The organism is Mitsuaria sp. 7 (genome assembly GCF_001653795.1).
Lineage (GTDB): Bacteria > Pseudomonadota > Gammaproteobacteria > Burkholderiales > Burkholderiaceae_C > Roseateles.
Window position 1 is genome coordinate 5,619,962 of the sequence record NZ_CP011514.1, and the last position, 19,510, is coordinate 5,639,471.

At 66.8% G+C, this 19,510-nt stretch carries 20 protein-coding genes and 1 tRNA gene; 6 read left to right on the forward strand and 15 right to left on the reverse strand.

What is annotated here, in order from left to right:
• Positions 1–6: 6 nt before the first annotated feature.
• The 8 genes from ABE85_RS24700 to ABE85_RS24735 all read right to left on the reverse strand — a co-directional run bounded on the left by ABE85_RS24700 (position 7) and on the right by ABE85_RS24735 (position 7,568).
• A complete protein-coding gene (locus ABE85_RS24700) occupies positions 7–621 on the reverse strand; it encodes a methylamine utilization protein (RefSeq protein WP_067283512.1) in 615 nt (204 codons plus the stop codon).
• Between the two features lie 26 nt (positions 622–647).
• Positions 648–1,715, reverse strand: coding sequence for a DNA polymerase III subunit delta (gene holA / locus ABE85_RS24705; RefSeq protein ID WP_067281126.1), 1,068 nt, complete (start codon positions 1,713–1,715; stop codon positions 648–650).
• A 19-nt stretch (positions 1,716–1,734) separates the two neighbouring features.
• Positions 1,735–2,256 (reverse strand): LPS assembly lipoprotein LptE, encoded by a 522-nt coding sequence (gene lptE, locus ABE85_RS24710; RefSeq protein ID WP_082938923.1) that lies wholly within the window; start codon positions 2,254–2,256, stop codon positions 1,735–1,737.
• Between the two features lie 2 nt (positions 2,257–2,258).
• Positions 2,259–4,892, reverse strand: a complete 2,634-nt coding sequence (leuS, locus tag ABE85_RS24715) for a leucine--tRNA ligase (RefSeq protein ID WP_067281127.1) — start codon at positions 4,890–4,892, stop codon at positions 2,259–2,261.
• Between the two features lie 89 nt (positions 4,893–4,981).
• Positions 4,982–5,458 carry a biopolymer transporter ExbD gene (locus ABE85_RS24720; RefSeq protein WP_067283517.1) on the reverse strand — a complete coding sequence of 159 codons (477 nt, stop codon included), beginning with the start codon at positions 5,456–5,458 and terminating at the stop codon, positions 4,982–4,984.
• 28 nt (positions 5,459–5,486) lie between these two features.
• Complete coding sequence (locus ABE85_RS24725) at positions 5,487–6,131, reverse strand: MotA/TolQ/ExbB proton channel family protein (protein WP_067281129.1); 645 nt, start codon at positions 6,129–6,131, stop codon at positions 5,487–5,489.
• Between the two features lie 40 nt (positions 6,132–6,171).
• On the reverse strand, positions 6,172–6,978 hold the full coding sequence (dapB, locus tag ABE85_RS24730; RefSeq protein ID WP_067281132.1) for a 4-hydroxy-tetrahydrodipicolinate reductase: 807 nt from the start codon (positions 6,976–6,978) through the stop codon (positions 6,172–6,174).
• Positions 6,975–7,568: an outer membrane protein assembly factor BamE gene (locus ABE85_RS24735; RefSeq protein WP_082938924.1), complete on the reverse strand. Its 594-nt coding sequence runs from the start codon at positions 7,566–7,568 to the stop codon at positions 6,975–6,977. Before ABE85_RS24735 ends, dapB begins: the two co-directional genes overlap by 4 nt.
• Positions 7,569–7,651: 83 nt before the next feature.
• Between ABE85_RS24735 and fur the strand changes: the two genes are divergently transcribed.
• Complete coding sequence (gene fur, locus ABE85_RS24740; protein ID WP_067281134.1) at positions 7,652–8,083, forward strand: ferric iron uptake transcriptional regulator; 432 nt, start codon at positions 7,652–7,654, stop codon at positions 8,081–8,083.
• Between the two features lie 82 nt (positions 8,084–8,165).
• On the opposite strand, the gene hprK is transcribed toward fur, so the two are convergent.
• From hprK to hpf, 3 genes are all read right to left on the reverse strand, one after another.
• Positions 8,166–9,128: an HPr(Ser) kinase/phosphatase gene (gene hprK, locus ABE85_RS24745; RefSeq protein WP_067281136.1), complete on the reverse strand. Its 963-nt coding sequence runs from the start codon at positions 9,126–9,128 to the stop codon at positions 8,166–8,168.
• 52 nt (positions 9,129–9,180) lie between these two features.
• Positions 9,181–9,651: a PTS IIA-like nitrogen regulatory protein PtsN gene (gene ptsN / locus ABE85_RS24750; RefSeq protein WP_067281138.1), complete on the reverse strand. Its 471-nt coding sequence runs from the start codon at positions 9,649–9,651 to the stop codon at positions 9,181–9,183.
• Positions 9,652–9,937: 286 nt separating this feature from the next.
• Complete coding sequence (gene hpf / locus ABE85_RS24755; protein WP_067281141.1) at positions 9,938–10,279, reverse strand: ribosome hibernation-promoting factor, HPF/YfiA family; 342 nt, start codon at positions 10,277–10,279, stop codon at positions 9,938–9,940.
• Between the two features lie 740 nt (positions 10,280–11,019).
• Here hpf and corA point away from each other — a divergent pair.
• A complete protein-coding gene (corA, locus tag ABE85_RS24760) occupies positions 11,020–12,009 on the forward strand; it encodes a magnesium/cobalt transporter CorA (RefSeq protein ID WP_067281145.1) in 990 nt (329 codons plus the stop codon).
• A gap of 577 nt (positions 12,010–12,586) precedes the next feature.
• On the opposite strand, the gene ABE85_RS24765 is transcribed toward corA, so the two are convergent.
• Complete coding sequence (locus ABE85_RS24765) at positions 12,587–13,207, reverse strand: glutathione peroxidase (protein WP_067281153.1); 621 nt, start codon at positions 13,205–13,207, stop codon at positions 12,587–12,589.
• Positions 13,208–13,390: 183 nt separating this feature from the next.
• Here ABE85_RS24765 and ABE85_RS24770 point away from each other — a divergent pair, with 183 nt between their 5' ends.
• From ABE85_RS24770 to ABE85_RS24785, 4 genes are all read left to right on the forward strand, one after another.
• Complete coding sequence (locus tag ABE85_RS24770) at positions 13,391–14,272, forward strand: ferritin (protein WP_067281155.1); 882 nt, start codon at positions 13,391–13,393, stop codon at positions 14,270–14,272.
• Between the two features lie 174 nt (positions 14,273–14,446).
• The gene (locus tag ABE85_RS24775) at positions 14,447–14,866 is read left to right on the forward strand and encodes a VOC family protein (RefSeq protein ID WP_067281157.1); all 420 of its coding nucleotides are present in this window, start codon (positions 14,447–14,449) and stop codon (positions 14,864–14,866) included.
• Positions 14,866–15,750: a DUF3034 family protein gene (locus tag ABE85_RS24780; RefSeq protein WP_067281159.1), complete on the forward strand. Its 885-nt coding sequence runs from the start codon at positions 14,866–14,868 to the stop codon at positions 15,748–15,750. Before ABE85_RS24775 ends, ABE85_RS24780 begins: the two co-directional genes overlap by 1 nt.
• 58 nt (positions 15,751–15,808) lie before the next feature.
• On the forward strand, positions 15,809–16,249 hold the full coding sequence (locus ABE85_RS24785; RefSeq protein WP_067281160.1) for a group 1 truncated hemoglobin: 441 nt from the start codon (positions 15,809–15,811) through the stop codon (positions 16,247–16,249).
• A gap of 90 nt (positions 16,250–16,339) precedes the next feature.
• Here the strand turns inward: ABE85_RS24785 and ABE85_RS24790 are convergent.
• The 3 genes from ABE85_RS24790 to ABE85_RS24800 all read right to left on the reverse strand — a co-directional run bounded on the left by ABE85_RS24790 (position 16,340) and on the right by ABE85_RS24800 (position 19,475).
• Positions 16,340–16,415, reverse strand: a tRNA-Phe gene (locus ABE85_RS24790).
• Positions 16,416–16,490: 75 nt separating this feature from the next.
• Positions 16,491–17,219 carry a response regulator gene (locus tag ABE85_RS24795; protein WP_067281163.1) on the reverse strand — a complete coding sequence of 243 codons (729 nt, stop codon included), beginning with the start codon at positions 17,217–17,219 and terminating at the stop codon, positions 16,491–16,493.
• A gap of 6 nt (positions 17,220–17,225) precedes the next feature.
• Positions 17,226–19,475, reverse strand: a complete 2,250-nt coding sequence (locus tag ABE85_RS24800; protein ID WP_067281165.1) for an ATP-binding protein — start codon at positions 19,473–19,475, stop codon at positions 17,226–17,228.
• Between the last annotated feature and the right edge of the window lie 35 nt (positions 19,476–19,510).

Consider the following 19,510-nt stretch of genomic DNA (forward strand, 5'->3'; position numbering starts at 1 on the left):
GCGGCGTCAGTCCTTCAGGTCGACCTTCAGCACGCCTGCGGCGCCCGCGCCCACCGTCAGGGGCTGTGCGGTCGGCGCGGCATTGCCCAGGCGCGGCGCCCACAGGCGCAGTCGGTGATCGCCGGCCGGCAGGTTCAGCCTGACCTCGCCCTTGGCGTCCGTGATGCCGAACACCGGCGTGTCGACGACCACGATGTGCGCGCTCATCCGGTCATGGATGTTGCAGCCGAGTTGCGCCACGCCGGCCTTGTCGAAGACCACCGGTTCCGACGGCGTGCCCGAGTACAGCTTGAGTTCGAACTTCTTCGTCGGCGAGAACGAATAGACGTGGTGCCGCACGGTGTCGAAGTTGGGGAAGTTGACCGACGTGCCGGTCTGCACTACCAGCAGCTGGGGCTGAAACTGGCGGTCGCGCTGGGCCATCTGGGCCGTGGCGCCCGTCGCGGGCCTGGCCGGCTGGCCTTTCAGCTCGACGGCGACCGCCGCGTTCGGCACCGGCGCGCCACTGGTGTCACGGACCTGGATCGTCCAGTCCGCCGCACGGGCCGTTGTGGTGCACATCAGCGCGCCAGCCAGTGTCGCGGCGGCCATCAGCAAAGGGGCGGAACGGAGGGGGCTCATCAGCAACGCCAGAGAGACGACAAGCGTCAACCATAGCGGGTTTTCTGTGCCGGCGGGCGCAGGGCTTGCTCCAGCAGGAGGGCCAATCGCCCCAGCGCTTCCCACGGATCGGTGGGCCATTCCGGGTGGCGCAGTCCCTTGACGATGCCGTCGCAGATCTGCGCCGCCACGACCAGGCGCGTCAGCGCCGCGCCGTGCAGTTGAGGGACGATGCGTTCGAAGAGTCGCTCCTTGGGTCCCCAGATGCGGGACTCCCGCAAGGCCATCGGCAGCGGCTTGCCCGCCGCCACCGCGTCATGGACGCGCTTCAGGCCGCGGATGTCCTCGGCCATCGTCCAGTGCACCAGCACCGCGGCTTCACCCTCGGCCTTCAGGCCGTCGAGCATGCGCAGCACGCGGCCCACCTTGCCGCTCAGCAGCGCTTCGCTGAGCTTGAAGACGTCGAAGCGCGCCACGTCCAGCACGGCGGCTTCGATCTGCTGCAGGCTGAGCTCACCCGCCGGGTGCAGCAGCGCGAGCTTCTGCAGCTCCTGGTGGGCGGCGAGCAGGTTGCCCTCGACCCGGTCGGCGAAGAACTCCAGCGCGCGCTGGCCGTCCGGCCCGGCCGCCACCGGCTGTCCCTGCTGTTGCAGCCGCCGGGCGATCCAGGCGGGCAGCTCGCGCCGTTCGACCGGGTCCACCTTCACCGACACGCCGGCGCTGTCCAGCGCCGTGAACCAGGCGCTGCTCATCTGGGTCTTGTCCAGCCGGGGGAGCGTCACCAGCGTCAGCACGTCCGGCGGGAGACCGTCGACGTAGCGCTGCAGCGCATCCGAGCCATCCTTGCCCGGTTTGCCGCCCGGGATGCGGATCTCGATCAGCTGCTTGTCGGCGAACAGGCTCATCGCCTGCGACGCCGCGATCACCGAGGCCCAGTCGAAGTGCGCGCCGCTGACGATGAAGACCTGGCGCTCGCTGTAGCCCTGCTTGCGCGCCTCGGCGCGCAGCGTGTCGGCGGCCTCCTGCGCGAGCAGGGGTTCGTCGCCGTGCACGACATACACCGGCTTGAGGCCTTTCGCCAGATGGCTGGCGAGTGCGTCGCCCTTGATCTGCATGCGCGCGGTCCGTCCGGGGTCAGGTGGGCAGGTGCACCGCCGCCAGGCGACGCAGCAGCAGGCCGACGGCCTCCACCTGCATCGCCTTCTGCAGCGAGAGCTCTTCCTGCTCCTTGGCCAGGGCCGCGCTTTCGCTGTAGTTCATGTCGCGCGTGAGCCGCAGCTCCGTGCGCGGCAGCAGGATGTCCCCGCCCGCCGTGCGCAGCGAGTAGTCCAGCGACAGGCGCAATTGCCATTCCGTGATCTGACCGGCGGCGGTCGTCGCCACCGAGGTCTTGTCGCGGATCTCGCGCTCGGCGTCGATGATGACGTCCGCGCGGTTCGGGTCCTCGACCAGGCGCACGGTGCTGCGCTGCACCTGCCGGCGCAGTTCCTGCGCCAGCGGCGAATGCGGGATGAAGCCGGTCAGCGCCAGCGTCTTGAAGTGATAGACCGGCTCCTTGCGCAGCTCAAAGCCGCAGCCCGACAGCAGGCCGCCGGCGCCGACAGCACCCAGTGCGCCCAGGGACGCGAACGACAGCAGATCACGGCGCTTCATCATGCTCACACCACCACGTTGACGAGACGACCGGGCACGATGACGACCTTCTTGGGCGCCTTGCCCTCCGCGAACTTCTCGAAGTCCGGGCTGGCCAGCGCGATCGCCTCGATCGTGGCCTTGTCGGCCGAGGCCGCCACCTTGATCGCGCCGCGCAGCTTGCCGTTGACCTGCAGCATCAGCTCGATCTGGTCCTGCACCAGCGCCGGCTCGTCGACCTGCGGCCAGGCGGCGTCCAGCAGCTCGCCCAGTTCGGCGGCGAAGCCGAGCTCGGTCCACAGCGCGTGCGCGATGTGCGGGCAGGCCGGGTAGATCACGCGCAGCAGCACCGAGAAGCCTTCGCGGACCGCCGCCGACTGGCCCTCGGCCTTGAAGCCTTCCAGCGCGTTCAGCAGCTTCATCGCGCCCGAAACCACGGTGTTGTATTGCATGCGCTCGTAGTCGTACGAGACCTGCTTCAGCACCAGGTGGACTTCGCGGCGCAGCGCTTTGCCGTCGTCGCTCAGCGCGGCGACATCGGCGCCGCCGGTCTTGATCGCGTCGGCGTGCTTCGTGCCGAAGCCCCACACGCGCTTCAGGAAGCGGTGCGCGCCTTCGACGCCGGCGTCGTTCCACTCGAGCGTCTGTTCGGGCGGCGACGCGAACATCACGAACAGGCGGGCCGTGTCGGCGCCGTACTCGTCGATCAGGGCCTGCGGGTCGACGCCGTTGTTCTTCGACTTCGACATCGTCGTCATCTCGTACTCGAGCGGCAGGCCGTCGGCCTTCAGCGTGCCGCCGGTGGGCACGCCATGCTCGTTGCGGATGACGTCGACCTCGTGTTCCCAGTAGTAGTTCTTGCCGGCGTCTTCAGGCTTGCGGGAGAACGCCCCCTTCAGCACCATGCCCTGCGTCAGCAGGTTGGTGAAGGGCTCGCTGAACTTGATCAGCTTCAGGTCACGCATGACCTTGGTCCAGAAGCGCGCGTACAGCAGATGCAGGATCGCGTGTTCGATGCCGCCGATGTACTGGTCCATCGGCATCCAGTAGTCGGTGCCGTCGGCGACCATCTTTTCCGGATTGGTCGCGTCGCAATAACGCATGAAGTACCACGAGCTGTCCACGAAGGTGTCCATCGTGTCCGTCTCGCGCCTGGCCGCGGCGCCGCACTTCGGGCAGCTGCAATCCAGGAAGTCCGCGCGCTTGTCCAGCGGGTTGCCGCTGCCGTCGGGGATGCAGTCCTCGGGCAGCACGACGGGCAGGTCCTTCTCGGGGACCGGCACCGCGCCGCAGCTGTCGCAATGGATGATGGGGATCGGCGTGCCCCAGTAGCGCTGGCGGCTGACGCCCCAGTCGCGCAGGCGCCAGGTCGTCTTCTTCTCGCCCAGGCCCTTGGTGCCGACCAGTTCGGCCACCTTGTCCACGGCCTGCTTGTGCGTCAGGCCGTCCAGCGCGCCGGAGTTGATGCACAGGCCGCGCTGCTTGTCGCCGTACCACTCGGCCCAGGCGTCGGTCGAGTAGGCCTCGTCGCCCACCGCCACGACCTGCTTGATCGCGATGCCGTACTTCTTCGCGAAGGCGAAGTCGCGCTCGTCATGCGCCGGTACGCCCATCACGGCGCCGTCGCCGTAGCTCATCAGCACGTAGTTGCCGACCCAGACCTCGACCTGTTCGCCGGTTAGCGGGTGCGTCACGAAGAGGCCGGTCGCCAGGCCCTTCTTGTCCTGCGTGGCCAGTTCGGCCTCGGTCGTGCCGCCCTGCTGGCATTCCTCGATGAACGCGGCCAGCGCGGGGTTGGTCTTCGCGGCATGCGCGGCCAGCGGATGCTCCGGCGCGACGGCGCAGAAGGTCACGCCCATGATGGTGTCGGCACGCGTCGTGAAGACGTAGAGCAGGCCGCCCTGGATGGGCTGACCGTCCTCGCCCGTGATCGCATGCGGGAAGGCGAAGCGCACGCCCTCGCTCTTGCCGATCCAGTTCTCCTGCATCAGGCGCACGCGCTCGGGCCAGCCCGACAGGTAGTTCGCGTCCGACGGATCGGCCACCGCGGCCAGCAGTTCCTCGGCGTAGTCGGTGATCTTCAGGTAGTAGCCGGGGATCTCGCGCTTCTCGATCGTCGCGCCCGAGCGCCAGCCCTTGCCGTCGATGACCTGCTCGTTCGCCAGCACGGTCTGGTCGATGGGGTCCCAGTTCACGACCTGCGTGCGGCGCTCGGCGACGCCGGCTTCCAGCATCTTCAGGAATAGCCACTGGTTCCAGCGGTAGTAGTCCGGCTTGCAGGTGGCGATCTCGCGCGACCAGTCGATCGCCAGACCCATCGCCTGCATCTGCGACTTCATGTACGCGATGTTGTCGTAGGTCCAGGCGGCCGGCGGCACCTTGTTCTTCATCGCCGCGTTCTCCGCGGGCAGGCCGAAGGCATCCCAGCCCATCGGCATCAGCACGTTGTAGCCCTTCATGCGCAGCTGACGGGTCAACATGTCGTTGATCGTGTAGTTGCGGACGTGGCCCATGTGCAGCTTGCCGCTCGGGTAGGGCAGCATGGAGCAGGCGTAGAACTTCGGCTTGGACGCGTCCTCGACGACGCGGTAGGCGTCGCGGGCGTTCCAGTGATCGCGGGCGGCCTGTTCGACCTCGGAGGGAGCGTATTTCTCGTTCATGGTGGCTCGGGCAACGTAGCCGTCGATTGTAGGAGGCTGCGCGCCGTCGCCCGATCCTCCGTGGGAGGGCCGCCCTGCGGGGGGAACGATCAGCGCTTCGGGGGGGCCGTGGCGCCCTTTGCGGGGGCGGCGCCGTCGGCCTTCTCGTCGATTTCGCCGTTCTCGGCGACGAACGCGATCCGGTTCAGGCCCGCCTTCTGCGCCCAGCCGATCAGCTGCGCGACCTTGCCGTAGGGCACGGACTGGTCGGCGCTCAGGCGAAGCTCGGCATCGGGCTGGCGCTGGGCCAGTTGCGTCAGGCGCTCGCGCATGGCCTTGGCGTCAAGCTTGTCCTCGCCGAGTACGTATTCGCCTTCGGGCGTGATCGACAGCGCGATGAAGTTCGCACCTGGCGCGGGGGAGGCCGCGTCGCTCTTGGGCAGGTCCAGCTTGAGCGCGCTGCCCATCAGCGGGGCCGCGATGATGAAGATCACCAGCAGCACCAGCATGACGTCGATCAACGGCGTCATGTTGATCTCGCCCATCGGCTTGGGCGCTTCGCGACGTTCGAGGCGGCCGAAACTCATGGCGGAGGCGTCCGGACGGGCAGGGCGCTCAGGCGCCGCCGACCAGCTCGCGCAGGTCATGCGCGAAACCTTCGAGTTCCGCCTCGCAGGCGGCGACCCACTTGCCGAACAGGTTGTAGGCGAGCACGGCCGGAATCGCCACGGCCAGGCCGGCGGCGGTCATGATCAGCGCCTCGCCGACCGGACCGGAGACCTTGTCCAGGCTGAAGTTCCCGGACGAGGAGATGCTCAGCAGCGCGTGATAGATGCCCCAGACGGTGCCGAACAGGCCGACGAAGGGCGCGGTGGCGCCTATCGTCGCCAGCACGACCTGACCCCGGCTCAGGCCGTTCAGCACGACGTGCAGGGCGTCGCGCAGGCGGCGCGTCAGTTGCGACGTCTTCCGTGCCGAGGCGGCCAGCGTGCCCGGGGCACTGTCCTGCATCGCGGCGTCGATCAGCGGGAGCATCAGCGCGCCGCGATCGAGGGCCTTCAACTGATCGCGGCCCTGGCCGACATCGGGCGCCGCCCAGAACACCGGCAGGCCGCGGCCAAGATCGGTCCGCGCGCGCGCCAGCGTCCAGCTGCGCCAGAAGATCAGCACCCAGCTGCACACCGACATCGCCAGCAGCAGCAGGGAAACGAAACGGGCGACACCGTCGCCCGCTTGCCAGAGGTGGATCAGTTCGGTCATCGCGTCGTGGGTCGGGCGCCGATCAGGGAAGTCCGTGGGCTCAGGCGATGCCGAGCACGTCGTTCATGTCGAACAGCCCGGTCTTGCGTTCACCCAGGAAGCGCGCGGCGCGCAGGCTGCCCTGCGCGAAGGTGGCGCGGCTGGAGGCCTTGTGGCTGATCTCGATGCGCTCGCCGATGCCCAGGTACATCACGGTGTGATCGCCGATCACGTCGCCGCCGCGCACGGTGGCGAAGCCGATCGTCGACGGATCGCGCTCGCCGGTGACACCTTCGCGGCCGTAGACCGCGCAGGTCTTCAGGTCGCGGCCGAGCGCCTCGGCGACGACCTCGCCCATCTTCAGCGCGGTGCCGCTGGGCGCGTCGACCTTGTGGCGGTGGTGGGCCTCGACGATCTCGATGTCGTAGCCCTGCGCGAGCGCCTTCGACGCCTGCTGCAGCAGCTTGAGCACGACGTTCACGCCCACGCTCATGTTGGGTGCCATCATGACGGCGGCGCGTTGGGCGAACTCGCCGATCTTCGCCTTCTCGTCCGGGCTGAAGCCGGTGGTGCCGATGACGGTGCGCACGCCCAGTTCGGCGCACAGCGCGAGGTGCGCCATCGTGCCTTCGGGGCGGGTGAAGTCGATCAGCACGTCGGCCTTGGCCAGACCGGCCGCGACGTCGCTGGTGATCGCCACGCCCGTGGCCTGACCCAGGAAGGCGCCGGCGTCCTGACCCAGCGCGGCGCTGCCGTCGCGATCGAGCGCGGCCGCCAGTTCGAGGTCTTCCGCCGCCAGCACCGCTTCGACCAGCATCCGGCCCATGCGGCCGGACGCGCCGGTGATCGCGATCCGCAGACGGCTCATCGGCGGGGCTCCAGCGGCGGGTAGTCGCGCGTCGGGCCGATCGGCTCCGGCGTCGTGGTCGCGGCGGTGCGCACCGGCGGCGGCAGCGCCTTGCGCTCCTCTTCCGTCAGCTCGAGCTTGGGCTCCTTGCCGGAGACCTTCAGCGTGTTGATCGACGCGATGAATTCCTTCTCGGTCGGCAGGTCGTCCGGCGCGTCGATCTTCGACAGCTGGTCGCCGTCGAAGCTCAGCAGGATGTGGCGGTTCTGCGGCGCGGCGCCCTGGCGCCGGATCGTGAACACGTAGTCCCAGCGGGCCTCGTGGAAGACGTCGGTCAGCAGCGGCGAGCCGAGCACGTCGCGCACCTGGGCGCGTGTCATGCCGGGCTTGATCGCGGCGATCTGCTCCTTGGTGACGACGTTGCCCTGGACGATCTCGACGCGGTACGGCGTGACCAGGCCGAGCACTTTGTCCCCGCTCACGGAGAGCGCGTCGAACTTGGGCATCTGCGAGCAGCCGCCCAGCGTCAGGAGACCAACGACCAGGCCGGCCACGGCGGAACCGGAAGCGGTCCGGCGTGCAATGCGGGGGATACGGAAATTCAATGACATGGCACGTCTCGGCCGAGGCGCTAGGGCTATGATCGACGGATTCTAGCGGCACGCACCCACGCTCTTCCGCAGGCGCAAACCCCATGAACCGGTCAGACGAAATCAAGAACAGCGGGCTCAAGGCCACCTTGCCCCGCATCAAGATCCTCGAGATCTTCCAGACGACCCAGCAGCGGCACATGACCGCCGAGGACGTTTACAAAGCTTTGCTCGATGAACGCGCGGACATCGGTCTCGCGACGGTCTATCGCGTGCTCACGCAGTTCGAGCAGGCGGGCCTGCTGTCGCGCAATCACTTCGAGTCGGGCAAGGCCGTGTTCGAGCTCAACGAGGGTCATCACCACGACCACCTCGTGTGCCTGACCTGCGGCTTCGTCGAGGAGTTCTACGACCCGCAGATCGAGGAGCGCCAGCACGCCATCGCGCTGGATCGCGGCTTCCAGTTGCAGGAGCACTCGCTCGCGCTGTACGCGAACTGCGTGAAGAAGGATTGCCCGAACAAGGTGGCCCGCTGAGGCGTGCTGCTGATCCGGCTGGAACGACAAGGGGCTCCGATGGAGCCCCTTTTGCATCGCCGGATCGATCGGACCGTCGGCGTCAGTTCGTGTCGTTGAGGCCCTGCTCGATCGCGCGCTGGTGGCGCTCGACGAACTCGCGGTAGGTGTCGATGCCGCGCAATTGCAGGATGGTGTTGCGCACGGCGGCCTCGACCAGCACGGCCAGGTTGCGGCCCGCGTCCACCGCGATCACGACCTTGCGCACGGGCATGCCCAGCACGTCCTCGTACAAGGGCTCGTAGGGCAGGCGTTCGAAGTCCCGCTCCATCGTTTCCTTGCGGACCAGGTGCACGATCAGCTTGAGCCGCATCTTCCGGCGCACCGCCGTCTCGCCGAAGATCGCCTTGATGTCCAGCAGGCCGATGCCGCGGACTTCCAGCAGATTCATCAGGAGTTCGGGGCAGCGGCCTTCGATCGCGGTCTGCGCGATGCGGAAGAAGTCCACCGCATCGTCCGCCACCAGACCGTGGCCGCGGCTGATCAGTTCCAGGCCCAGTTCGCTCTTGCCGAGGCCGGATTCGCCGGTCAGCAGTACGCCCAGGCCCAGGATGTCCATGAACACGCCATGCCGCGTCGTGCGGTTGGCGCAGACGTGCGCGAGGTAGGCGCGGACCAGGTCGATGACATGGCCGGCGCTTTCCGCCGTGGTGAAGAGCGGGATCTCGGCGCGGTCGCACATCGCGACCAGCCGGTCCGGCGGTACCTGGTCGTCGGCGACGATGATCACCGGCGGTTCCAGCGTGACGATGCGAGCGATGCGGCGATCCAGCACGTCACCGGAGGCCTGGCTCAGGTAACCGACCTCGCGCCGGCCCACGATCTGGACGCGGTAGGGATGGATGTAGTTCAGGTAGCCGACAAGGTCGGCGGCCGACTGCGCGTCGCGCAGCGCGGCTTCGTCGAAACGGCGCTCAGGATGCGCGTGTCCGGCGATCCACTCCCAACGCAAGGCCTCGCGGTGTTCCTCGAACAACCGGTCCGCGCTGATGGAAGTGGCTTTCAAGTTCGGCGGGCCGGGGTCGTGGCGGTGAGGGGTCGGAAAGCTGCGTCGGCGCTCAGGCGACCGACTTCAGCGGCTCCCAGTCGGCGATCAGGCGATGCACCGTCGCGGCTTCGGGCTCGGTCTTGAGACGCTCGCGCAGTTCGCGGTCGGACAGCATCTCGGCGATCTCGGACAGGATCTCGAGGTGTCTCTGCGTGGCCGCTTCCGGCACCAGCAGGAAGATCAGCAGCGTGACCGGCTCGTCGTCCGGCGCGTCGAAGCCGATGGGCTGCTGCACGCGCAGCACGGCGGCCAGCGGATTCTTCAGGCCCTTGATCCGGCCATGCGGGATCGCGACGCCGTGACCCAGGCCCGTCGAGCCCAGGCGTTCGCGGGCGAACAGGTTGTCCGTGACCGCGGCGCGGGAAATCGAATGGTTGTTCTCGAAGAGCAGCCCCGCGTGTTCGAAGACCCGCTTTTTGCTGGAAGCGTCCACATCGACCAGCACGTTGCTGGCAGGAAGGATGGCGGCGAGACGGTTCATCGGGCATTTGCCGGTCACGACGACCGGCGGGCTGGGGGAGCAGCACTGCGCACCAGCGGGGCGCAGATTCGAGGGTTGAGGGACAGGATTATAGGAATCCCGCCACCGACAGGGGCATGCCGGATGCGACGCTCCTGTGAAAACGTCGTCCCTGGTGTTGCATTGCAACAATTCTCGGCAAAAAGGCGGCCCGATGGGCCGCCTTGCGGGTGGAACCTCGGGAAACCCCGGGGTCCGGGAGCGGGCCCGCCGCCCGGCATTCGCCATGGCGGGAGCCCTGGGCCGGTCACCCGGCGCTCAGGTCCATGCGCTTGGCCGATTCATGATGATGGTTCTGCACACGGTCCTTGTGGCGGCAGACCTGCCGATCCAGCTTGTCCATCAGCTCGTCGATGGCCGCGTAGAGGTCCTCGTGCGAGTGTTCGCAGAAGATCTCCCGTCCCTTCACATGCAACGTGACTTCCGCGCGTTGGCGTCGATCCTTCTCCTTCTGCTTCTCCACGGTCAGCAGGACGTTGATGTCCACAACCTGGTCAAAGTGCCGGATGACCCGGCTCAACTTGTTCAGCACGTACTCACGCAGAGCCTGTGTCACTTCGAGATGGTGGCCGCTGATGGTCAGGTTCATAAAGCCTCCTTTCACAAGGGCTTGGTCGGAAACGGTGTCGAGTCGGCGGCGGATGCCGCTTTGAAAAGAGCAGTTCAGGGTCTTGGGGGTCTTTGGGCCTTGGGGCGGTGAGGAAATCGATGTGGGTGGAAGGCCACGCCGCCGACGGGGTGTCGGAAGCGGACTGGAAGCGGATGGGGGATCAGGAGATGGCGTCGGAATGAACGGTCCGCGAGGGACCCGGAAGGCCGCGAGGGCCGATGGCATGCGGGTTCTGAGGCGACATCGATGAAGAAGACGGGACCAGTCTGCTCCCGTTCCGGGGCTCGGGCAAGTGATGAAAAGCAAGGTTTGGGGGCGAATATTCCCGCCTTGCGGCATGGCGAGGTCCGTGCTCGAATGCTGGGTGTTGTGTGGCTGACGCTCCCAGGCGCGCTTCCTTGCCGCCCCCGAGGACGCGATGTGATAATTCCGCGTCCCGATTACTGGAGTTCCCCTTGGACAGCGACCACTCTCTGTGGCCATCCGCTCCAGCGTCAAACCGCCGCAGCTTCTGAGCGTTCAGCGTCACCGCCAGCAACGCCGCCGCGACGCTTGTCCGGAGTGAGACGGGCCACCTTCGACCTGCATCCCGCGCGTGCCGCTTTCCGGCGCCGCCCGCTCCCTGACACTTCCTGCGCCGCGACGATCCCGAGGGTCCGTCAACGCGCACTCCGGCTTGCGCGTTCGCCAGAGCGCGTCACCGCCGACGAAGGACCCGCATGCTGAATGTTTTCACGCTGGACAACGGCCGCCTCAAGGGAGGCATGGTCCAGGAGGAGATCGCCACCGCCGCCGAGCTGCTCGCGCGCACGGACGACGGCCGTGACCCGGTCTGGGTCGATCTGGAATCGCCCACGCCGGAAGAGAAGGACTGGATCCGCGAACGCTTCGGGCTGGTGATCCCGGAGGACATCGTCGACGAAGACCTGGAAGAGTCGGCCCGCTTCTACGAGGAAGACAACGGCGAGCTGCACATCCGCTCCGACTTCCTGATCGACGACATGGAGGCGCCGCGCAATGTGCGCGTGGCCTTCATCCTGTTCAACAACGTGCTGTTCTCGGTCCACAACGAGGACCTGCCGGTCTTCCGCCTGCTGCGCCTGCGCGCGCGCCGCATCCCCGCGCTGATCGAGGACGCGAAGGACGTGCTGCTCAAGCTCTACGACGCCGACGCGGAGTACTCCGCCGACGTGCTCGAGGGCATCTACGACAACCTCGAGAAGGTCAGCGCGCGCGTGCTGAAGAAGGATGTCAACGACACCGAGGCCGGCGCGGTGCTCGCGGCGATCGCGCGCGAGGAAGACCTGAACGGCCGCATCCGGCGCAACGTGATGGACACGCGTCGCGCGGTCAGCTTCATGATGCGCAGCCGCATGCTGAACGCCGAGCAGTTCGAGGAGTCCCGGCAGATCCTGCGCGACATCGATTCGCTCGACTCGCACACGGCCTTCCTCTTCGACAAGATCAACTTCCTGATGGACGCCACGGTCGGCTTCATCAACATCAACCAGAACAAGATCATCAAGATCTTCTCGGTCGCGAGCGTCGCGCTGCTGCCGCCGACGCTGATCGCCAGCGTCTACGGCATGAACTTCGACGGCATGCCGGAGCTCCACTGGAAGTACGGCTACGTCTTCGCGCTGGGGTTGATGGTCGCGTCGGTCACCGCGCCCTTCATCTACTTCCGCCGCAAGGGCTGGCTCGCCTGAGGCCCACGAAGCCCTCCCGGACTTCTTCTGCTGTCGAAAGTCTCCGCAAGGCAGAAATACAAAGGGCCTCCGCGATGCGGAAGCCCTGGGTATAAAAGTAGCCTCAAGACGCCCCTGGCCAACGAGGGAGGGAGGGAGGAGGAGGAGAAAGGCCTCGGGATTGCAGCTTCACGAGGAAGCAGGTCTTGCGGCTGAAAGTGGATGCGTTGACTGTACTCCCATCGCTGCCGGGATCGGTGGAAACCCGGAATGCCCTCCTGAACCGCTGCGCCTTCCAGCCCGTTTAAGCGTCCTCAAAGTGAGCGCTGCTACCGGCTGTCGACGCTGCGTTTGTCGTCAGCGATGTGTTGAACGAGCCGTCATGGTGCAGCGCATCGCGGTCGATGTCATCCCACCGATGAACGAATAAGTGAGCAACTGTCACCGTTGTCCCGCCTAGCCGGGACAGTTTTCAGGGTGATGACGACCCCTCGCTACAGGCGCACCGATTGCCAGAACCCGCGCCTTTCATTCAGCTTTTGCAAGCGAAGAAGGTGCGGGAGTTCAGGTTTTTCAATTCAGCCGATCAGCGTGCCGCTCACTGCGGTTGTGCGACCAGCTTTTCCACCGCCTGGGTGAACTGGGGGCTGTCCGGGCTCACGCCGGACGCGAAGCTCATGACCTGCTTGCCGTCGCGCGAGATCAGGTACTTGTGGAAGTTCCACTTCGGCGATTGGCCTGAGCGCTTGGCCAGATCGGCGAACAACGGATTCAGATCGGACTTTCCGGCGGCCACGTTGCTCTTGCTGAACATCGGGAACTTCACGTTGAAGGTGTTCTCGCAGAACTCGGCGATTTCCTTGTTGCTGCCGTACTCCTGGTTGCCGAAGTCACCGGATGGAAAACCGAGCACCACCAGGCCCTTGTCCGCATAGCGCGCCGACAGCGCTTCCAACGCCTTGTACTGCGGCGTGTAGCCGCAGAAGCTGGCCGTGTTGACCACCAGCACGACCTTGCCTGCGTACTGGCAGAGAGCCTGGGGCTTCTCATCCTGCAGACGGGGCATTTGACGATTGAGCAGTTCAGGGCAGGATGCGGTGGACGCGGCGGTGGTTTCCGCCGCGGGCGCGGCATGGGCGGAGCTCGCGGCGAACGGTGCCACGAGCACCGCCAGCAGGAGCGCGGTTCGCCGGAGGAAGGGGCCGAAGGACGGGGTCATGTCGTTGTCTCCTGGGATCGGTAAATCCGGATGGTCCAAAAGCCGCGGTGCTGCGAAAGAAGCGAACGCGGCATCAGGTTCATTGGAAGCGCGATTAGGCCAGATCGCCCCACGGGCCGATGGCGTAAGGGAATGTCATGGTGCGGCCGGTAGAATCCGCCGCGCTCAACAGGACGCAGACTGATGCTTTATCCCGAACTCTTCAAGCAACTCGAAGCCGTGCGCTGGAACATGGACACGGACATCCCGTGGGACAAGTTCGACGCGTCAAAGCTGACCGACGATCAGGCGCGCACGATCAAGATGAACGCGATCACCGAGTGGTCCGCGCTGCCCGCCACCGAGATGTTCCTGCGGGACAACAAGGACGACAGCGACTTCTCGGCCTTCATGAGCGTCTGGTTCTTCGAGGAGCAGAAGCATTCGCTGGTGCTGATGGAGTACCTGCGCCGTTTCCGTCCCGACATGGCGCCGACGGAAGCCGAGTTGCACGAGGTGCGCTTCGAGTTCGATCCGGCGCCCGCGCTGGAGACGCTGATGCTGCACTTCTGCGGCGAGATCCGCCTGAACCACTGGTACCGCCGCGCCGCCGAATGGCACACCGAGCCGGTCATCAAGGCGATCTACGAGACCCTGTCGCGCGACGAGGCCCGCCATGGTGGCGCCTACCTGCGCTACATGAAGCGCGCGATGACCAAGTTCGGCGACGAGGCGAAGGCCGCGTTCGCGAAGGTCGGCGTGCTGATGGCCAGCGCGCGCCGCACGGCGCAGGCGCTGCATCCGACCAACCTGCACGTGAACGCCAAGCTGTTCCCGCGCGACACGATCCAGAGCCGCCTGCCCGATCCGGAATGGCTGGAGCGCTGGCTGGACACGCAGATCCAGTTCGACACCGTCTGGGAGAACAAGGTCGTCGAGCGTATCCTGCACAACATGAGCCTGCTGATGGAGCGCAGCTTCGCCAGCGTCCAGGAGTTGAACCGCTTCCGCAAGGAACTGACGCAGCGTCTGGCCCAGGCGGCGCAGCAGGCGCAGGCCGGCGGTGCCGCGCCGCAGGCGACCTGACCCCAAGGCGCCCTCCGCTCGCACAAAGGCCCGCTGATGCGGGCCTTTTCATTGGGCGCGACCGCAGCACCCAGGCGGTCTTCGCACATGGCCTTGGCGCATGCGCGCCGGGCTCGCTGCGGCCACAATGCATCATTCCGTTTCCATTCTCCCAACGCCATCCGCCGACCGCTCATGAAGTATCTGCACACCATGGTCCGCGTGACCGATCTCGAGGCCTCCCTGAACTTCTACCGCGACGCGCTGGGCCTGCAGGAAGTCCGCCGCACCGAGCATGAGGCCGGCCGCTTCACGCTGGTCTACCTTGCCGCGCCTGGCGACGAAGACGCCCAGATCGAACTCACCTACAACTGGGACGCCGAGGTCTACACCGGCGGGCGAAACTTCGGTCACGTCGCCTACGCGGTGCCGGACATCTACGCCGCCTGCCAACGCCTGATGGATGCCGGCGTGCTCATCAACCGCCCGCCGCGCGATGGCCGCATGGCCTTCGTGCGCTCGCCCGACAACATCTCCGTCGAACTGCTGCAGGACGGTCCGGCGCTGCCGCCGGCCGAGCCGTGGATCTCGATGGCCAACACTGGCGCCTGGTAATGATCCGAACGCTTGCCCCCTTGCTGCTGGTCGTGCCGCTGGCCTGTGCCGCGCAAGCGCAGGGCAAGCTGCTGCTCACCGGTGGTGTGAGCAGCATCGACGGCGCCGCGGGTGGAGGCCTGACCCCCTGGGCCCTGACCGGCAGCTATGCCACCAGCGGTCAGGTCGGCGCGACCGCCTACTTCACGCGGCTGCCGGTGCAGGACTACAGCCTGTCCGGCTACGGCGCGTCCGTGGCCTTCGGCGAGCGCGCCGAGCTGTCGATCGCGAAGCAGGACTTCAGCGCGGGCGGCACGGGCGCGGCGCTCGGCCTGCCGGGGCTCAAGCTGAAGCAGACGATCCTCGGCGCCAAGTTCCGGCTGGTCGGGGATGCGGTGCTCGACGCGGACACCTGGATGCCTCAGATCGCGCTGGGCGTCGAATACAAGCATCTCGATGCGGGCGGTCTCGCGCCGACGCTGAGCGCGCTCGGCGCGAAGCGCAACGGCGTCGATGTCTACCTGAGCGCCACCAAGCTGTTCCTGGCGCAGAGCACGCTGGTGAACGTGACGCTGCGCGCGACACGCGCGAACCAGAACGGTCTGCTGGGCTTCGGCGGCACGGCGAGCGGCCGGTATTCGCTGATGCCCGAGGTGTCGGTCGCGTATCTGATCAACAAGCAGTGGGCGATCGGCGCGGAGTACCGCATGAAGCCCGACAAGCTCAACCCGTCGGTCCTCGGCGACGCGCTGCGCGAGGATGACTGGAAGGACGTGTTCGTCGCCTGGGCGCCGAACAAGCACGTCTCGCTGACGGCGGCGTATGTGGACCTCGGTCGCGTGGTGCCCGGCGTCCAGCCGCGGCGACAGCGTGGGGTCTACGGGTCGATCCAGTTCGCGTACTGATCCCCGGCGCGACGCCACGGCAACGAACCGACGACGAACCGACGAGGAGGCCTGGACGATGCGATCTGCTCGAAGGATGTGGACGGCCGGCGCGCTGGCGCTGCTGATCGGCATGGGCGTGGGCGCCCCTGCGAACGCGGCGGATGACGCGCTGTACCGCTCGCTGGGTGGCGAGGAGGGCATCGCCCGCATCGTGGACGGCATGGTCGATCGCGCCTACGCGGACGACCGGATCAAGAAGAAGTTCGACGGCGTCAATCCGAAGGCGCTGAAGGAATCGATCCGCAACCAGTTCTGCGTGCTCAGCGGCGGCTCGTGCAAATACGAGGGCGAGACGATGAAGAACTCGCATGCCCACCTGGCGCTGGACAAGGCCGACTTCAATGCGTTGGTCGAGGACCTGCAGTTCGCAATGGATGACCAGCAGGTGCCGTTCGCGGTGCAGAACCGCTTGCTGGCGCTGCTCGCGCCCATGCATCGGGACATCATCACGCGCTGAGTGCGACAGGCATCGCCCGGCGCTTTGGCGTCTTCCATTCAGGCGACGCCAGAAAGCAGAAAGCCCGGCAGAGCCGGGCTTTCTTGAATCTGGTGGCCAAGGGCGGAATCGAACCACCGACACGCGGATTTTCAATCCGCTGCTCTACCAACTGAGCTACTTGGCCGTGAGACTGGGTCTCTCGCTCCGCTGTCCTGGATCTTGCGACCCGTGCCGAACAACGAAGACAGCGACTATAACACTAAATTCCGCTGCCTCTCTTGTTCCTCGACAAATCGACGCCGAGTTGCTTCAGCTTGCGGTACAGGTGGGTGCGCTCCAGGCCGGTCTTCTCGGCCACGCGGGTCATCGAGCCGTTTTCCTTGGCCAGGTGGAACTCGAAATAGCTCTTCTCGAAGGCATCGCGTGCCTCGCGCAGTGGGCGGTCCAGTTCGAAGACCTGTTCGGACGCCAGGCCCTGATGCGGCAGCGGCGTCACCGGGGCCAGGCCGGCCGTCTGGACCGGCATCGTGCCGGGGGCGATCGGCGGCAGCGACTCCGGGCGCGGATAGCTGTTGCCGATCACCGTCCCGATCACCGGCGCCGCCGGCGGAGCGGGGCGGGGCGTCGTCTTCACCAGGGCCTGCTCGACTGCGCGCAGCAGCTTCTGCAACGTGATCGGCTTTTCCAGGAAGGCCATCGCGCCGAACTTGGTCGCCTCGACCGCCGTGTCGATCGTGCCGTGGCCGCTCATCATGATGACCGGCATCGTCAACTGCCCGGTGCTGCCCCACTCCTTGAGCAGCGTGATGCCGTCGACGTCCGGCATCCAGATGTCCAGCAGCACCAGGTCCGGACGCGATCGCTCGCGGCTCGCCCTCGCCTGCTGGGCGTTCTGTGCGAGTTCGATGGTGTGCCCCTCGTCGGAGAGGATTTCTGACAAGAGGGCGCGGATGCCCAGTTCGTCGTCAACAACAAGAATGGTTGCCATGTATGCCTACTGTTCACGCGGCCGAGGCGCGTCCTGCGCAGGGCTCGGTGCAGTCGCGAGTTTTGAAAATGATAACGAAACTTGTGCGCCGCTCGGCGGCTGATCGCCGCCGCCGGCTGCTGGGAGATTCACCAAGCGGATCCGGGCGCCGTGCTCGTCGGCGATTTTCTTCACCACGGCAAGCCCGAGCCCCGTGCCCTTGGTCTTGGTCGTGACGTAGGGCTCGAAGGCACGCTTCAACACGTTCTCCGCAAAACCCGGCCCGTTGTCGATGATCACCAGCCGCAGCGCCCGCAGCTCGCCGGCTTCGGTCAAGGCCTTCTGCGTCCGCACCGTCACGTGGCCGTCCGGCTGATGGCTGACCGCATCCAGCGCGTTCTGCACGAGGTTGTGGATGACCTGCCGCAGTTGCGGCGCGTCGCCCATCATCAGCGGCGGATCGGTCGCCAGATCGGCTCTCAACTGTCCCGCTTCCTGGGCTTCGGCGTACAGCGTCAGCACTTCGGCGACCAGCCCGTTCAGATCCAGCGGCAGGAGCTTGGCCGCGGGCAGCCGAGCATAGTCCCGGAATTCGTTGACCAGCTGCTTCATTGCCTGGACCTGGTTGACGATGGTGCCCACCGAGCGCACCAGCATCGCCTGGTCGTTGCCTTCGAGCTTGGACTCGAGCTTGAACTGCAGCCGCTCCGCCGACAGCTGGATGGGCGTCAGCGGGTTCTTGATCTCGTGCGCGAGCCGTCGCGCCACTTCGCTCCACGCGGCCGAGCGCTGCGCCGAGACGACCTCGCTGATGTCGTCGAACACCAGCAGCCGCGCGTCCTGCGGCAGCAGCGCGCCGCGCAGCAGCAGCGTCAGCGCGGTCTTCTCATCGAGCTGCAGTTCGAACGAATCCTGCCAGTGCTCGCGCTCGCCGGACTCGGAGCCCTGCAGCTCGAAGCGCTGCCAGATGTCCTTGCTGAACGCGGTCAGCACGGGCAGGTCCTCCAGCGGCCGACCCACATAGGCCGACAGCGGCAGCTTCAGGATGCGCGTCGCGCCGGGGTTGACGGTCTCGATGCGGCGATCCGCGTCGAACACGATCACGCCGGCCGTCAGGTTGTCGAGGATGGTCTGCACATGCGTGCGGGCGCTTTCGAGCTGCGTCACGCTGAGCTCGACCAGCGCGCGCGCATCGGCGAGCTGCTGCGTCATGTCCGCGAACGAGCGCGTGAGCCCGCCCAGCTCGTCGCGCGAGCGGAACACGGGCTTGGCCTTCAGGTCGCCGGTCGCGACCTCGCGCATGCCCTCGGCCAGCAGCAGCAGCGGCTGCACCAGCTGGTTGGACAACGCCACCGCCAGCAGCAGCGCCGCGAACACCGCCAGGATCAGCACCAGCGTCAGCGTGCCCAGGTACATGCGTCGCAGGCCGTCGCGCAACAGCGAGCGCTGCAGGTACTCCTGGTTCGCCGCCGACACGTTCAGCGCGTTGCTGATGACCTTGCCGGAGATCTGCTTGACGACCATCAGATAGCGGTCGCTATTGGTCAGCTGCAGCCCGCTGCTCGGCAGCAGCGCCAGCGAGCGGATGCGCGCCTCGCCCTGCATCGCCGCCTGCTCGTCCTCCAGCCCTTCCAGCCGCGAGGCGATCCCGTTGCTGCGCGCCTGCGAGATCAGCGTCGCACTGGGGCGCGCGGGGATCTCGCTCGACTCGCCGCCCGCGGACAGCACGACCTGGCCGTTGCCCGCGATCAGCGCCACGCTGCGCGCGCCCAGCTGGTCGCGCAGCCGCTCCAGCGCCAGCGGCGCCAGCGCACCGTCTTCCCATCGCTCGGCCGCGGCGCGGGTGCGCACGGTCTGCTCGGTGCGCAGGTTCTCCAGCGTGTCCTGCCCCAGCGCCAGGCCGGCCTCCAGCGCGCTGGCCAGGCGCTGGTCGAACAGGCTCTCGATGCTCCGGTTCACGAACTGATAGGAGACCGTGTAGATGAGCAGACCTGGCACCACGCCCACGATCGCGAAGATCCCGGCGAGCTTGAGCAGCAGCCGGCTGCCGAAGCGGCCGCGCTTCACCCGCAGCGCGAGCCGGGTGCCCGCCACGCCGATGACGACGATCAGCGCGGTGGCGACCGCGACGTTGACCCAGAACAGCCAGACGTAGTGGCGTTCCAGGAAGCCGCGTTGCGCGGTCGTGCTGATGGACAGCAGGAAGGCCAGCATGCCGCTGGCTCCCGCGATCGCGGTCACGGAAATCAACCACGCCAGACGCGCCGACTTGGTCACTGGTCAGGGTCCTTGCTGAATCGGGGGGAGGGTGA